Genomic DNA, 14,675 nt, shown 5'->3' with positions numbered 1-14,675 from the left:
GTTGCACGGCTTCCGCCTCTCGCCGCCGCGGCACGCCGCGACCCGCGGGGCCATCCGCGCGCTCGCCCACGGCATGCGCTGGGCGCTCACCAACAGCGCCGAAGCCCGCGCGCGGCGGCGCGCCGCTGAGCTGGCGGCCGCCGCGCAGCCAGCCTGACGCACGACTCGGCTCCGGTCCGAGCCGGCCACGTACCGCGGCCCCCGGTCGTTGAGCCCGATGGCCATGACAACCGGCGGCCATCGAGCGCAACGGCCTGGTCCTCGAGGTCGCCGACTGAGGCGGCGACCTGTGAAAGTGCGCGACCGCCCGGCGCTGCTCTGCGCGGGCTGCGGAAGCCGGTTAGCGCCGGCCGCCATCAGGCGTTGGCCGACCGCCCTCGATCATGAACCAAGGCGTCGGGCCGTAATCGGCCGGCGGGGCGGGATAGAGCTTGCGGAACGCTGCGAGCGCGGCCGGGTGCAGGACGGTCGCATGCGTCTCCGTGGCGCTGCGGTCGTCGTAGGTGAGGCTGAAGCCGGACGCCGTGAGGGGGCCGAGCGCCTCGCGCAAGAGATCGATCCCCGCCTGCATCGTGCCGCCCTCGTCCGCCACCGCCAGGACCAGCCGCCGCCCCGCCATCGCGCGGGGGTCGAGGCTCATGCCGAGATCGCGCAGGCCGGCCCGGTCGTCCCACCACAGGCTCGGGCTGACGGCGACATAGTCGTCGAACAGGTCCGGCGCACGCAGCAGGGTGTCGACGACGAACAGGCCCGCCAGCGACTCTCCCAGGATGGCGCGGCGGGAGGGCTGGCCGTACCGGGCGGCGATGAACGGCATCGCCTCCTCCGCGAGGAAGCGGCGGAAGCGCGCCGCCCCGCCGGCCTCCGGAAAGGCCCGGCGATAGCGTGCGTCGGTCGCCGGCGGCGTCAGCTCCGCGCGGCGCGCGCGCGTCTGTACGCCCACCACGATGAACGGCCCGAACGTCCCGCTCACGTCCCCGAGCTGGGCGAGGCCGGCGATATGTTCGAAGTCCTGATCGGCGGCGCCGTCGAGCAGGTAGAGCACGGGATAGGTCCGTTTCCCCGGCGCATAGCCGGCGGGCAGCCGCACGTTCAGTTCTCTCACGTCGCCCAGCACGGCGGAGGGCAGCCGGTAGGTCAGGCCGATCGTCAACGGGGCCGCCGAGGGCGGGGCGGCCGCCGCCCCCGCCGGGGCCGCCGGACCGAGCGCGAGCGTCGCGCCGGCCAGAAGCGCCGCCATCGTCGCTTTCGCAAGGGGGGTCTTGGACGGAGTCATCTCGGGGTCTCATCCGGAAGCGAAGCGTTGCGGTGAGAGGGAAGCAGGCCGCCGGCCCGCCGACCAGCTGCGGATTGGCCAATTTTCGCGCGGCGCCGGCCACCCGCGTCCGGCGGCGAGGACTCCGACGCCCCGGGGCGGGATGGTCAGATCGGTTGATGGGCGGCTGTAGCTCTGCTTTTGCTCCCCATGACGTCTCCCGTAAACGACAACCTTCCGCCCCGCGTTCGACCGGTTCCCGCCTTGCGCCGCAAGGCAGCGCCGCGGCTCTCAGAGACGTCTGAACGCGGGCCGACGCGGCCAGCGACCGAGGCGCATAGGGCTGCTCTGCGTTCGGATCGGCGTATAGGCGCAGCAGGCTTTCAAGGTGTGATACCGTGCAGGAGACGACCACGGCCTACGGGCTGACCTTCGAGATTCCGCCGCTCGACACCACCGTCGGGCGCTACCTGCGCGACTACGGCGAATTCGCCAGGCCTGGCGTCGAGCTCGCGGCGCAGCTCAGCCGCGGCGGAGGCTTCGTGGACGTGGGGGCCAATATCGGGGCGTTCGCTCTGCCGGTCGCCTCATCGGCGGTTCAGGTCGTCGCCATAGAGGCCCACCCGGGCCTCGCCCGGCTGCTTGCGTCGAACGTCGCACGCAATGGTCTTGCCAATGTGCAGGTCGTGCATGCCGCGGCGAGCGACACCACCGGCATCGCTCAGTTCCCGACCGCCCCGCTGGACCAGCCGCTCAACTACGGAGCCGGCGGCTTCCGGTCGGCCTACCCCGTGGAAGCGGTGCCCATGGTCACCCTCGACGAGGTTGTCCCCGGGAACACCGCGTGTGTGAAAATCGATGTGGAGGGCCACGAGCTGCGCGTGCTGCGCGGCGCGGCAAGGGTGCTGAGGTCCGTGCGACCGGCGTGGCTGATCGAGTGTCCGGACACGCCCGAGAGCAAGGAGGTCATGGCGCTGATGATCGCGCAGCACTACGTCACCTATTGGTTTTTCACGCCCTTCTTCACCCCGCTCGCCCCCCGTAATGGCGGCGCCGAGCGGATCCAAGGCGACATCAACGTCCTGGCTATTCCGGCGGAACGGCCGCAGCCGAAGGGCATGTACCGGGCCGTGCCAACCTCTCCGCGCCCCTCGAGCGTGAAGGACTTTCCGTACCTCGCGCAATTCGGGTTCGTTTGAGCCAGCGCCGGCCGGACACGAGCGCGCGTCGCCGCATCTCGTCGCCATGCGAGACAGCCGCTTCCGTCAGGCCGGAAGGATGTCCTGGATGCGCACCCGGCCCGCGCGGCGCTCGCTGTTCGTTCGGCCGAGATGCACGCGCTGCAAGGCCGAGGGCTCGTAGCCCAGCCTGGCGTAGAGGTTCGCCAGACTTCCGAACCGGCGCTTCAGCGTCACCACGTGCGGCAGGCCCGGCGTGTCGTGGATCATCATCGTGCTGATGCGCCCCTCGCGCGCCAGCAGCGCGCGCAGGCCCTCGAGCAGGTCCTCGTCGTCCTGGTACCGGAGGCGTCGGCGATTGTCGGGCGGCAGGCGCTTGAGGGCGTTCGCGCACATCGCCGCGTGCCACGGCTGAAGCTGGTAGCCGATGGCCTGGTAGGCGTGGAGCAGGCTGCCGAACCGCCGGCGGAAGATCTCCGTGCAGTGGCAGTCCCGGTCGCCGTCGATGATCGCCGCCGACAAGCGGCCATGCCGGCGAAGCGCCGCCCGCAGTTCGGCCAGCAGTTCGGCGTCGGTGGCGTCGCCATGCGACACCCGGAAGCGGCGCTGCGCGGCGGCGAACAGCCCGGGCGAGACGATCGGCTCGAAGGCGTCCGGCACCCGAACCCAGTCCGCCGGCGAACGACGCGTCACCTCGCCCAGCCGGTACGTGGACTTCCCGATGACCACGGCGCCGGCATAGGCCTCATTCTTCAACAACAGGCGCACCCGCAGCGTGGTCCAGGGCCGGTCGCTGTCGAACGCGCCCTCGGCGTTCAGCAGGCGGGCGATCTCCCGGGTGGAGATGAGGCCGCGCGAGAACATCTGGAAAATCCGGCGGACGAGCGCCACCTCGTGCGGAGGCCCCGGCGTGAGCACGACCCGATGGCCCTTGATATCCTTGCGCTGGCCGGCCTGGAGTACGCCGCGCACCTGCCCGTCGGGCGCGACCATGGTGCGCACGAGGCCGAAGGGCGCGCGCCCGCCGACCCAGTAGCCCTGGCCGGCGATGCCGAGCTTCGTGCGCGAGACCTTTACGGAGAGCTCGCGGCTGAACTCCGCCGCCATGGCGCGCTTCAGGTGCTTCACCAAAGCGGAAGCCAGGCTCCCGTCGTTCGAGAACGGCTCGGCCGTGTAGATGACCTCGACCCCGGCCGAGCGGCAGAGGAATTCGTAGTGGGCGCTTTCGTCGGTATCCTGGAAACGCCCCCAGCGGCTGACGTCGTACACGAGGACCGCCTCGAACGCGGGCGTCCCGCCGAGGACATCGCGAAGAAGCTGCTGCAGGCCGCTCCGCCGTCGGAGACCAAGACCGCTGATCCCCGCGTCCTCGTAGCTCTTCACGACCTCGAAGCCGTGCTCGAGGGCGAAGCTGGCGTTGGCGGACGTCTGATAGGCGATGGAGTAGCGCTGGTTGTCCGTCGACATGCGGACGTATTGCGCGGCGCGGCGCGAGGGTGTGGCAGGCATGGCGGCCTCCTGCGGCCACCTTAACATTCCCGCCGACCGAGCGTCCCGCGCCGAAATGGCCCGGTGCGTCCGGCATCAGCCGCTTGGAAGCCAACGATGCGGCCTGCGGGCGGCGAGGTCCTGCGCCCACCGACCTCGCCGGCGTGGCCGGGGTCGCCCGTTGATCCTGGTCGCGGGACGCATGCTCACGTCAACTTCGGACGTCCAAGCGAATCTGAACCTCGGGCCGCAGCCTCGTTCGGGGGTAATCTGGCAGGATGAAACGCACCGCCATCAGGCTCAGCGCCAGCACGCTGAGTGTCCGCATCGGGGGCTGGTTCCAGGCCCAGGCCACCGGGTGGGGGGTCGTCGCCCTCGCCGTCCTTGCCGCGGCCGCGCTGGCCGCCACCGTCTACGCCGGGAGCTAGGGCGCCGGCGTGGCCAGCCCGATCATCTCGCAGTCGTACCGTTGAAGCCGGGGACGCCCCGCCGGGCATGACCCTAGGCGGCATCCCGACCACCACCTAGGTCCGTCCCGCGCCTCTCGCTGACATTGGGACCGGTGCGGAGAGCGGACCCTCGGCGTCGGCCCTGCCGCGTCCGTCGCGATTCTCGGCAGGAATTGCGCGTTGCGGGAACTGAATGCGCTCCAGTGTCTTGCGAAGCGTGGAGGCCCCATGCCCCGAGAAACCCCTGACGGCGGTGGCTACGCCGACGATCAAGCCCAGGCCTTTTGCCGCGCCACCGATCGCCTTGCCCCCTGCGCGAGCGAAAATCCCGACGACTCCGAGGTCCTGGATGACGGGCAGGAGGAGGTGTTCTCGCGAACCGCGATCGAGAACGGTGCGGTCGAGGATCCCAAAGCACTTGGCCCGGAGGATCTGGCCCGCGTCTCCCTTAGCCGCACGCCGAGCGGCAAGGCCTGAGATCCCGTTCACGCGTTGTCGTCACGTCCTGGGATCATACATCGAAAGCGCCGCTCATGTCGGAAGCCTCGTCCCGCCCGCTCAATCCGCCGACAGCATATGGCGATCTGAACGGAGAGCTGCCCGCCTATGTCTCGAATGGTCTGATCGGCCTGCGCGTCCGCCCCTTGGCGCTCAGGGCCGGGATGGCCTTGGTCAGCGGTTACAGCGGAGAGCATCCGGTCCGGCGGATCGAAGCGGCCGCCAACGCCCCTTACCCGCTCGCGGCCGACGTTTGCCTCGGCGGTGCGTGGCTGTCCGACGCCGATACGGCCGTGTCGGACCTCCAGCAGGACTACGACTTCGGATCGGGTGAGCTGACGAGCCGCTTCCAGGCGAAGCTCGGCGGGCGGGACGCCCACATCGCGGTGCTCACGTTCTGCTCGCGTCACGACCCCACCCTCGCCTGCCAGGAGATTGCGGTCACGTCGTCGAGCGGCGGGGAGCTCGCTCTGCGGGCCACGATCGACGCCCGGGGTGCAGACGGCCACCTCGTGCGGGAGGGTCGCGGAACTCCCGGCGAGGATGCGCCGGCGGTCGACGGGACCTTGCTCTGGATGTCCGGCGGAGCGCTTTCCACGTGCGGGCTGGCCAGCGTTGCTTCGGTGAAGGGCGGGGATTTCGGCGACCCGGCGCGGCCGGCCTTCCAGTATGGCCAGTTCCACGCCGAATTCCGCGGTCGGGTACGGGCCGCTCAGACGGTGCGCCTGCGTCAGATCGTGAGCCTGGTCCCCCACGTCATGCACGCGACACCCGACCAGCATGCGGCGCGCCTGGCGGCCAAGGCGGCGGACGACGGCTTCGACGCCCTGCGCGCCGCCAACCGCGCTATGTGGGACGAACTCTGGAAGGGCCGCATCCGGCTCTTGGGGGCCAGCGAACGTTGGCAGGGGCTGGCCGACGCCGCGGTCTTCTACCTCAACTGCTCCGCGCACCGCGCGTCGCCGGCGTCCACCTCCATCTTCGGATTGGCGACATGGCACGACTATCACTACTACTACGGGCACGTGATGTGGGACATTGAGGCGTTCGCCGTCCCGCCGCTCTGCCTGCTGCAGCCGGACGCCGCGCGCAGCTTCCTCGACTATCGCAGCCGCTCCCTGGAAGGGGCTCGCAACAACGCCCGGCTCTTCGGGCGCAAGGGCCTACAATTTCCGTGGGAAAGCGCACCGCGGAGCGGCGAGGAGAGCGCGCCGGTCCCGGGGACTGCAGCCTGGCACGAGGACCATGTCTCGCTCGATGTCGCGCACGCCTTCGCGCTGCACGCCTGGCTCACCGCGGACGAAGAGTTCCTCCGGGCTTGGGCTTGGCCTGTTCTGTCGGGAGTCGCCGACTGGATCACCTCGCGGGTGACACGAACTGCGCGCGGCTACGAGATCGGCGCCTCCATGGGGATCGCCGAGCGCGAGGAACCGGTCGAGAACGCTGCGTTCACGAACATGGCTGCGGCGGTGGTTCTGCGGGACGCGATCAACGCGGCTGAACGGCTGGGTCGCTCCTCCAACGGCGCTTGGTCGGAGATCGCGGAGCAGATGTTTCTCCCGCGCCGCGGGTCGGCCGTGATCTCGCACGACGGCTACCGGCGGGACGAGGAGAAGGGCGGCACACCGGACCCCCTGATGGGGATCTTCCCGTTCGGCTACCGCCTGTCGCCGGAGCACGAGGCCGCAACGCTGCAGTTCTACCTCGCGCAGGCGGAGAGCTACATCGGCAGCCCCATGCTTTCGGCGCTCTATGGCGCCTGGGCGGCACGTCTCGGCGATCGGAGGCAGGCGCTGCGGCTGCTGGAGGAGGGCTACGGCAAGTTCATTCAAGGTCGCTTTCTGCAAACGCTCGAATACCGCGCCGATCGCTTCCCCGAGCAGCCGCGCGCGGGCCCCTTCTTCGCCAACATCGGCGGCTTCCTGACTGGCTTGCTCTTCGGGTTCACCGGATTGCGGCCGGGTCCCGGGGAGGCCTTCGACTGGGTCGAGTGCGACGCAAGTCTGCCCAAGGGCTGGCGCGGCATAGACGTCGAGCGGCTCTGGTTGGGCGGACAACCGGTGTCCTTGTCAGCCCGCCATGGCGCGCGGCCCAAGATCAGGCCCCTGAGCGATGAGGAGTCGGAGCCTTAGGCCGCTCCCGCACTGCCGGGACCAGCCGTCGCGTCCACGACTTGCGCGACTGGGTGGTTGCACGCGCCCGAGACTGGCCTGGTTCCGGACAATTCCCACGCCACGATGGATCAGCTCTCCCCCTCGACGATTGTCGCGGCCTCCGGTCGGGCGCCTGGGGGAGCCACCGTCGATTCTGAGTCTCCTCCGTCCGCCGCCGCTTGGCGGAGCAACGAAGGATCGAACGACGGACCTATTCGTGAGACGCAGCCTGACGCGGCGCCCGACTTGCGCCGACCCGTTAGTGACGATACCGTTACTTAATTAACAGCCGGTCGGCCAGCCGGAATGACAAGGCAGGGGACAGACATGACAATCGAACTCAACCGGCGCGCCGGTCTCGCGGCGTTGGCCAGCTTGGCGGCTGCGCCGGCGGCCGCCGCTGCGACACAGGGCGAGGGCTCGCCCCTGCCGCCCATCACCATCTATCATCTCGAAGGCCGCCGCTCGGAGCGGGTGGTCTGGCTGATGGAGGAACTGGGGTTCCCCTACAAGCTGGAGTTCAAACGCGGCGACCTTATGGGATCGATGGCGCTGATTAAGGCCTTCAGCCCGATCGTGCCGATGGCGCCGACCGTGAAGTACGGCGACCAGGTGCTGGTCGAGTCCGGCGCGATCATGGAACTGATCCTCAACCGCCATGCCCCCGGCAAGCTGCAGCCTGACTTCGCCAGCACCGACTATCCGCACTACCTGATGTGGATGCACTTCGCGGAGGGCTCGCTCGCCGCCCGCCTGTTCTCGGACTACCGCGCCTGGATGCAGCAGCCGCCGACCGAGCGCTCGCGGCTCGTGGACTCCGAGGCGGTCGTCGAATTCGCCGAGGACTTCCTGAAGACCCACGCCTGGTTCGGCGGCGCCGCCTTCTCGGCCGCCGACATCATGATGGCCTTCCCGCTGCGCGTGGCGACCGAACTGAACCTGGTCGAGACGAGCCAATTTCCCAAGGTGGCGGCCTGGAAGACCCGGATCGAAGGCCGGCCGGCCTATCAGCGGATGCTTGCCAAAGCGCGGCCGGACGGGATGATCGGCGCGCTGAAGCCGCTGCCCCAGCACGCGCCCTCCGGCCCCCGCGCGCCCGGCGCGGTCCGCTAGTCCCCCAAAATAGTCCGTGCGCGACGGCCGCCGAACCGCTCACAGGTCCGGCCATCGCGCTCCAGCCCCAACGGGATGACCTGAGATGACCCCTGCCCGCCAGATCCACCTCGTCCGCCGTCCCGACGGCGTCCCGGTCGCCGACGACTTCGCGGTTGTCGACGTGGACGTCCCCGACGCCGGCGACGGCGAGGTGCAGATCCAGAACCTGCTGATGTCGGTCGACCCCTACATGCGGCCGCGCCTGACCGCCGACCAGCCGCTGAACGTGGCCATGATCGGCGGCGGGATCGGCCGGGTCGTCCAGTCGCGCAATCCGAAGTTCGCTGAAGGCGCGCTGGTCCGCCACGGCGCGGGGATGCAGGAGCGCTTCATCTCGGACGGCAAGAGCCTGCAGGCCCTGAGCCCCGACCCCGCGCTGCCGCTCAGCGTCTATATGCACGCCCTGGGCGGCACCGGTATCACCGCCTACGGCGGCCTGCTGGAGGTGGGCGCGCTGAAGGACGGCGAGCAGGTGTTCGTCTCGACGGCCGGCGGCGCCGTTGGATCGGTCGTGGCCCAGATCGCCAAGATCAAGGGCTGCTATGTGGTCGGCTCCACCGGCGCCGACGACAAGGCCGCCTGGTTGAAGGACGAGGCCGGTCTGGACGCCGTCATCAACTACAAGGTCCAACCGCTGAAGACGGCCCTGGCCGAGGCCATGCCCAAGGGCATCGACGTCTACTTCGAGAACGTCGGCGGCTCGCACCTTGACGCGGTGCTGCCGCGGATGAACGTGCGGGGCCGGATCCCCGTGTGCGGCATGATCTCGACCTACAATGGCGGCGGCGAGGGCGTGCGCAACCTGTCGAGCCTCATCTACAGCCGGGTCCGGATGGAAGGCTTCGTGGCCAGCGACTTCCCGTACCTGCAGGGGCGGTTCGTGGAGGACATGACCGGCTGGCTCAAGGACGGCCGCATCAAGTACCAGGAGACCATCCTGGAGGGCTTCGAGCGCGCGCCCGAGGGGCTGATCGGCCTGTTTTCCGGGCTCAACAGCGGCAAGATGCTGATCCGCGTCGCCGACTGATCGCACGCTGGACGCGCAGGCCCGGGCTCGGGATGATGACGGGGTTGGCCCAGCGTGGGCCGGCCTGAACCGGCGGGGGCTTGTGACGACATCCAATCGAACCGGGCCTGACGGCGCCAAGGTCGTACAGAAACGGCTGAAAGGCTCGGAGCGCCGCAACCTATTCCTCGACGCCGCCGCCGCGATTGTGCTCGAGCAGGGCGTCGCGTCAGTGACGATGGAGGGCGTGGCCCAGCGGTGCGGGGTGAACAAGTCGCTGCCGTATCGCTATTTCGCCGACCGCGACGCAGTGCTGGCGGCGCTGTTCGACCGCGAGCAGGCCAACTACGCCGCCCGCTGGACCCAGGAACTGCCGCAGGACGCCACCTTCGCCGCGGCGGTCCGGGCGGCGCTGCGCCACTGGTGCGTCCGGTCGGACGAGAGCGGCGAGCTCTTCCTGCGCCTGGTCACCGACAGCGGCCGGCTGCGCGAGCGGGCCCGGGAGATGCAGGAGGCCAACGCCAAGGGCTGGGCGCTCGGCCTCAAGCGCGCCTATGGCCTGCCGGACGACGTGGCCCTGCAATACGCCTGGTTCATGGTGACCGGCGTCACCGGCTTCCTCGCCGCCCGGAACGGCGACGACGAGGCGCTCATCGAGACCATCACGGTGGCGGTCGTGGCCGGGGCTAAGGCGCTCAAGGCGAGGCACGCCAGAACGTAGGCTGCTACCCTCCGCCGGGCCGCGAAGGGGCTTGCGCATACGCATTAAGTCACGGTACCGTTACCCTCTATAGAGAGCCGCCATGACGCGGTCGGCGAGAGGAAGCGATGAAGCTCTACGGCGAAGACAATCCGGCGCCCAATCCGCGCCGCGTCCGCATCTTCCTGGCCGAGAAGGGCGGGAGCGTCGAACACGTCCGCGTGCCGATGCGCGAGCGCGGCCACAAGGCGGCGGACTTCCTGGCCAAGAACTCCCTGGGCCAGCTTCCGACGCTGGAACTGGACGACGGCACGTTCCTCAGCGAGAGCGTCAGCATCTGCCGCTATCTGGACGAGACCCTGCCCGGTCCGTCGCTGTTCGGCGCGACCGCCCGCGAGCGCGCCGAGGTCGACATGTGGATCCGGCGGATCGAGTTCCAACTCATGACCCCGATCGGCCAGATCTGGCGCCACACCCATCCGCTGACCGCCACGCTGCTGACCCAGTTCAAGGACTTCGGCGAGTCGAACCGGCCGCGCATCGAACAGGTCTACCGCTGGCTGGACAGCGAGCTGGCCGGCAAGGCGTTCATCGCCGGTGAGGCCTACTCGATGGCCGACATCATTGCCCTGACCACCGTCGACTTCGGCCTCTTCATCGGGGTCCCGATCCCGGCGGACTGCGCGAACGTCCTCGCCTGGCACGGCCGCGTCGCGGCCCGCCCGAGCGCCAGCGCCTAGCTGAACCCCACCCGGCCAACCTTGCCGTCGCCACTAAGTGACGGTCACGTGACTCTACATAACTACGCCGTTCAAGGCGATGAGGGGAAGGAACTTCAGATGACCGCTCGCACGAGCACGCGCCCGCAACGGGCCCTCCTGGCCGGCACCGCCGTTGCGGCGCTGGCGTCCGCCCTGGCCGGACCGGCCCTGGGCCAGGAACCGGCCGCCATCGACGAACTGGTGGTGACCGCCCAGAAGCGCGCCGAGAACGTCCAGGACGTTCCGCTGTCGATCACCGCGGTGAAGGGCGAAGCGCTGGAAGCGCTGCACGTCACCCAGGCCCAGCAGCTGACGCTGATCGACCCCTCCGTCCGTTTCAAGCAGAGCCTCAGCAACAGCGCGTCGGGCTTCCTGATCCGCGGCATCGGCACCAGCAGCTTCTCGGCCGGCATCGAGCAGAGCATCTCCACCGTGGTGGACGGCGTGGTCCTGGCCGACCCCGGCAGCCTGTCCACCCTGGCCGACGTCGAACGCGTCGAGATCCTGCGCGGACCACAGGGCATGCTGTTCGGCAAGAACGCCTCGGCCGGCCTGGTCCACTTCGTCACCAAGCGTCCCGTGCTGGACGACAACTCCGGCAAGGTCCGGGTCGAGGTCGGCGAACGCGGCGAGCGCAACGTCGAGGCCATCGGCAATGTGGCGGTGGGCGAGACCGCGGCCCTGCGCCTGGTGGTGGTCCACAACGAGCGCGACGGGATCATCAAGAACGTCGCGCGCGCCGGCGACGACACCGACCCGCGCAAGGTCACCGGGGTGGCGCTGAAGGTCCTCTGGAAGCCCACCGAGGACCTGACCATCTTCGCCCAGGCCGACCGGTCGCAGAGCGACACCTTCTGCTGCGCCTCCACCTGGCGGAAGGTCACGCCCGGCTATGCGCCGGCGGTCACCAACGCCCAGTACGGCATCGTCGCGGGGCCGAAGAACCTGGCCGTCGCGGCCAACGGCGATTTCTTCGGCAGCAGCCGCGCGCAGGGCTTGGCGCTGCACATGGACTACGACGTCTCAGGCTTCACGCTCAGCTCGATCTCGGCCTACCGCGAGGCGCGCCGCGTCGGCTTCTACGACGGCGACCTGACGCCGGTCAGCTACATCGACCTGAACGGCGGCGCCGGCGACACCAAGTGGTTCACCCAGGAACTGCGCCTGACCTCGCCGATCGGCGCGCGCTTCGACTACGTCCTCGGCCTCTACTACTACAACGCGACGGCGCACTCGGAGATCACCCAGCGGGGCCAGCTCACCTGGATCCTGCCCGCGTCGAACGGCCAGGTGGTGCGGGTCGTCCCGACCCAGCCGGCAGGCACGATCTTCCAGACCTCGACCTTCAACACCATAGGCTCGGACAGCTACGCCGCGTTCGGCCAGGGCACGTTCCACGTCACCGACAAGCTGGACATCATCGGCGGCCTGCGCCGCACCCACGACGTGGTGAAGCTGGACTACCGCCGCGACCCGGTGGCCGGCACGGTCTTCATCCCGGGCTCGGTGGCCCTGCGCTACGACCAGTCGATCAAGAATGACAACCTGTCGTGGCGAATCGGCCCGCGGTACACTTTCAGCGACGACGTCATGGTCTACGCGACGGTGTCGAAGGGCTACAAGGGCCCGGGCTTCAGTGGCCTGAGCGCCACCGTGGCCGGCGCCAACCAGCGCGTCCTGCCCGAGATTCCGACCAGCTACGAGATCGGCATGAAGTCGACGTTCTTCGACCATCGCCTGCTGGTGAACGTCTCGGCCTACGACACCAAGGTGAAGAACTTCCAGGCGCAGGTCTCGGACCTGTCGAGCCCGACCTATTCCAGCCGCATCACCAACGCCGGCTCGATCAAGACCAAAGGCGTGGAGTTCAACCTGGTCGCCCGGCCGGCACAGGACCTGAACATCACCTTCGGCGGCGCCTACACCCACGCCCGCTACCTCGATTTCAACGGGGTGCAGTGCTACTTCGGCCAGCCCAAGGTGGCCCAGGGCGGTCCCTGCACCGCCCCGCCGGCCAACCCCACGTCCATCGACGGCTTCTTCAACGCCAAGGGCCTGCGGCTGGCCGCCGTGCCGACCTGGGTTCTGGGCTCGACCGTGTCGTACGAGCGCCAGCTCGGCGGGACCCTCCGCGGCTTCGCCCAGGCGAACTGGAATTGGCAGAGCGACACCAACTATTCGGCCAACGGCGATCCGGGCACGATCCAGAAGGCCTACAGCCTGGTGGGCGGCCGCGTGGGCGTGAGCGGGCCGGACGAGAGGTGGACCTTCGCCATCTACGCCTCGAACCTGTTCGACAAGCGCTGGGCGGCCCAGATCACGCCCTCGCCGGTGACGACCCTGAACCCGGGCGGCTACCTGCAATACTTCAGCCCGGACTCCGTCCGGCGGGTGGGCGCGAGCTTCGAGACGCGCTTCTGAATCGCCAAAAGGGCCGTCGCGAGGGAAGCGCGGCGGCCCGTCGGGCTTGAGCTGTTTGGGGGCGATGAGGCGGGCCTTCCAGGACCCTCGCGTGCGCCACTTGAGGCAGGCCGCCCCCCGCCGTCTAGGCGCGGGCCAGCACGCCTCGGCGTTGGCGGATGAGCGCGCCTGTTAAACCGAAGCCCATGATCATGAGCGCCCAGGTCGCGGGTTCCGGCACCCCGGTGTTGGCCGCCATCGCCACATTGTCCAACCGGGTGCTGTCGACGTTCCCGCTCCAGTCCGCGAAGATCTCGATGACCTTCAGGTTGGACATGATGGCCGCGAATTCCGCGGTGCTGACGGGGCCCGCCACCTCCGTGGTCGTGCCCTTGTAGAAGTTCGCGGCGGTCAGGTCGAAGGTGAAGCGGCTCAGGTCGCGTGTGGGCGTCGGGCCCCAGTCGGCATAGATCGTCTTATTGTTGGCCCCATGCAGGACGAGAAAAGGCCGGTTGAGATACCTCGGATCGAGCGTGGCGGATGCGAAGTCGAAACTGAACGTTCCGCCGATATAGTCGGACTTGTCGCCCAGATAGGCGTCCGACGCCAGGTATCCCCAGGCGGCGACGCCGCTCGACTTGGTGAGGCTTTGGGTCGCCGGGTCCCAGTCCGGTGTCTGGTTCCGGAAGTCCGGCGAGCCGAACTTCCAGCCTTCGGCGCCTGTATCGAAGGTCGAGGTGATCATCGCGGCGGCATGGGCGGCCGGCGCAAGTCCGCCGGCGATGACCAGGCTGGCGATCGAAGCCAGGAACGTGTGGCGCATGTTCGTCTCCAAGATTTCGGCGCAGGGCTAAATCGCTGGCCGTCGCCCCGTCCGGCCCGTTCCGACGAAGGTCAGGTTTGGGTCGACGAGCGTCCGCAAAATCCCCTGTGGCGCGAGGGCGTCTTGCGCCGTCCGCCCTCGCGACGGCGCGGGGCGACGGCGCCGGGCGCGATCGCTCAAGTCGCCCGATCGCCCGAGGGCCGCCCACTGGCGACGACAAGGCCGCCGGAGCGGCGAGACCTCGACGGGGAGGCGCGACCTGCGCTTGTCGTGGGCAGGCCCAGGCCGGCGCCTTCCGCCGGTCCAAAGTCCGCCTATGTTGCGGGCCCATGCCCGCCCTCCCCGCCACCGCCCCGTCCGCCATCCGCCTGGCCGTCGTCCAGCAGGTCCGCAAGCTGGTCGGCGGCGCCGGGGACGATACGGTGGAACGCAACCGCCAGGACACCGGCCTGTTCGGTCCCGACAGCGCCTGCTGGCGGGTGCACGGCGACTTCACCAGCATGATGGTGGGCGGGATCGCCGCACTTTACCTGCAGATGCTCCACCCCGCCGCCCTGGCGGGGGTCTGGGACCATTCGGACTTCCGCAAGGACATGCTGGGTCGACTGCGGCGCACCGCCCGCTTCATCGCCGGGACCACCTATGGAGACCGCCGCGAAGCCCAGGCGCTGATCGACCACGTCCGGTCGATCCACGACAGGGTCTCGGGCGCGCTCCCGGACGGACGGCCCTATTCCGCCAACGATCCGGACCTGCTGGTCTGGGTGCACGTGGCCGAGGTCAGCGCGTTCCTCACCGCCTACCTCCGC

At 69.3% G+C, this 14,675-nt stretch carries 13 protein-coding genes; 10 read left to right on the top strand and 3 right to left on the bottom strand.

Annotation, left to right across the window (positions count from 1 at the left end):
* Window positions 1–340 precede the first annotated feature (340 nt).
* A complete protein-coding gene (locus Q0L11_RS01135; RefSeq protein WP_296595004.1) occupies window positions 341–1,240 on the bottom strand; it encodes an alpha/beta hydrolase-fold protein in 900 nt (299 codons plus the stop codon).
* A 413-nt stretch (window positions 1,241–1,653) separates the two neighbouring features.
* Between Q0L11_RS01135 and Q0L11_RS01130 the strand changes: the two genes are divergently transcribed.
* On the top strand, window positions 1,654–2,454 hold the full coding sequence (locus tag Q0L11_RS01130) for an FkbM family methyltransferase (protein WP_296595003.1): 801 nt from the start codon (window positions 1,654–1,656) through the stop codon (window positions 2,452–2,454).
* A 66-nt stretch (window positions 2,455–2,520) separates the two neighbouring features.
* On the opposite strand, the gene Q0L11_RS01125 is transcribed toward Q0L11_RS01130, so the two are convergent.
* Window positions 2,521–3,942, bottom strand: coding sequence for a recombinase family protein (locus Q0L11_RS01125; protein ID WP_296595002.1), 1,422 nt, complete (start codon window positions 3,940–3,942; stop codon window positions 2,521–2,523).
* A gap of 257 nt (window positions 3,943–4,199) precedes the next feature.
* Here Q0L11_RS01125 and Q0L11_RS01120 point away from each other — a divergent pair, with 257 nt between their 5' ends.
* The 8 genes from Q0L11_RS01120 to Q0L11_RS01085 all read left to right on the top strand — a co-directional run bounded on the left by Q0L11_RS01120 (window position 4,200) and on the right by Q0L11_RS01085 (window position 13,064).
* Window positions 4,200–4,349: a hypothetical protein gene (locus tag Q0L11_RS01120; RefSeq protein WP_296595001.1), complete on the top strand. Its 150-nt coding sequence runs from the start codon at window positions 4,200–4,202 to the stop codon at window positions 4,347–4,349.
* A 249-nt stretch (window positions 4,350–4,598) separates the two neighbouring features.
* Window positions 4,599–4,847, top strand: a complete 249-nt coding sequence (locus Q0L11_RS01115) for a hypothetical protein (protein ID WP_296595000.1) — start codon at window positions 4,599–4,601, stop codon at window positions 4,845–4,847.
* 56 nt (window positions 4,848–4,903) lie between these two features.
* A complete protein-coding gene (locus Q0L11_RS01110) occupies window positions 4,904–7,000 on the top strand; it encodes a glycoside hydrolase family 65 protein (RefSeq protein ID WP_296594999.1) in 2,097 nt (698 codons plus the stop codon).
* A 348-nt stretch (window positions 7,001–7,348) separates the two neighbouring features.
* A complete protein-coding gene (locus tag Q0L11_RS01105; RefSeq protein ID WP_296594998.1) occupies window positions 7,349–8,134 on the top strand; it encodes a glutathione binding-like protein in 786 nt (261 codons plus the stop codon).
* Between the two features lie 85 nt (window positions 8,135–8,219).
* Window positions 8,220–9,203, top strand: a complete 984-nt coding sequence (locus tag Q0L11_RS01100) for an NADP-dependent oxidoreductase (protein ID WP_296594997.1) — start codon at window positions 8,220–8,222, stop codon at window positions 9,201–9,203.
* An 82-nt stretch (window positions 9,204–9,285) separates the two neighbouring features.
* Window positions 9,286–9,903: a TetR/AcrR family transcriptional regulator gene (locus Q0L11_RS01095; RefSeq protein ID WP_296594996.1), complete on the top strand. Its 618-nt coding sequence runs from the start codon at window positions 9,286–9,288 to the stop codon at window positions 9,901–9,903.
* A 107-nt stretch (window positions 9,904–10,010) separates the two neighbouring features.
* Window positions 10,011–10,622 (top strand): glutathione S-transferase family protein, encoded by a 612-nt coding sequence (locus tag Q0L11_RS01090; protein ID WP_296594995.1) that lies wholly within the window; start codon window positions 10,011–10,013, stop codon window positions 10,620–10,622.
* Between the two features lie 99 nt (window positions 10,623–10,721).
* Window positions 10,722–13,064, top strand: a complete 2,343-nt coding sequence (locus Q0L11_RS01085; RefSeq protein ID WP_296594994.1) for a TonB-dependent receptor — start codon at window positions 10,722–10,724, stop codon at window positions 13,062–13,064.
* Between the two features lie 124 nt (window positions 13,065–13,188).
* Here Q0L11_RS01085 and Q0L11_RS01080 read toward each other — a convergent pair whose 3' ends face one another.
* A complete protein-coding gene (locus tag Q0L11_RS01080; protein ID WP_296594993.1) occupies window positions 13,189–13,866 on the bottom strand; it encodes a PEPxxWA-CTERM sorting domain-containing protein in 678 nt (225 codons plus the stop codon).
* 329 nt (window positions 13,867–14,195) lie between these two features.
* Between Q0L11_RS01080 and Q0L11_RS01075 the strand changes: the two genes are divergently transcribed.
* Window positions 14,196–14,675 (top strand): oxygenase MpaB family protein (locus tag Q0L11_RS01075; RefSeq protein WP_296594992.1); only part of this gene is annotated, 480 nt, incomplete at its 3' end.

Origin of the sequence: Phenylobacterium sp., from assembly GCF_024508875.1 — a bacterium.
In the GTDB taxonomy this organism is placed as follows: domain Bacteria; phylum Pseudomonadota; class Alphaproteobacteria; order Caulobacterales; family Caulobacteraceae; genus Phenylobacterium.
The sequence above is the reverse complement of the archived record's forward strand: the minus strand, read 5'-3'. Positions and strand labels throughout refer to the sequence as shown.

Bases quoted from the DNA above. Each gene is read 5' to 3' on its own strand.
- Q0L11_RS01125 (WP_296595002.1), bottom strand. From the start codon at position 3,942: ATGCCTGCCACACCCTCGCGCCGCGCCGCGCAATACGTCCGCATGTCG.
- Q0L11_RS01105 (WP_296594998.1), top strand. From the start codon at position 7,349: ATGACAATCGAACTCAACCGGCGCGCCGGTCTCGCGGCGTTGGCCAGC.
- Q0L11_RS01085 (WP_296594994.1), top strand. From the start codon at position 10,722: ATGACCGCTCGCACGAGCACGCGCCCGCAACGGGCCCTCCTGGCCGGC.
- Q0L11_RS01135 (WP_296595004.1), bottom strand. From the start codon at position 1,240: ATGGCGGCGCTTCTGGCCGGCGCGACGCTCGCGCTCGGTCCGGCGGCC.
- Q0L11_RS01115 (WP_296595000.1), top strand. From the start codon at position 4,599: ATGCCCCGAGAAACCCCTGACGGCGGTGGCTACGCCGACGATCAAGCC.
- Q0L11_RS01090 (WP_296594995.1), top strand. From the start codon at position 10,011: ATGAAGCTCTACGGCGAAGACAATCCGGCGCCCAATCCGCGCCGCGTC.
- Q0L11_RS01120 (WP_296595001.1), top strand. From the start codon at position 4,200: ATGAAACGCACCGCCATCAGGCTCAGCGCCAGCACGCTGAGTGTCCGC.
- Q0L11_RS01110 (WP_296594999.1), top strand. From the start codon at position 4,904: ATGTCGGAAGCCTCGTCCCGCCCGCTCAATCCGCCGACAGCATATGGC.
- Q0L11_RS01080 (WP_296594993.1), bottom strand. From the start codon at position 13,866: ATGCGCCACACGTTCCTGGCTTCGATCGCCAGCCTGGTCATCGCCGGC.
- Q0L11_RS01100 (WP_296594997.1), top strand. From the start codon at position 8,220: ATGACCCCTGCCCGCCAGATCCACCTCGTCCGCCGTCCCGACGGCGTC.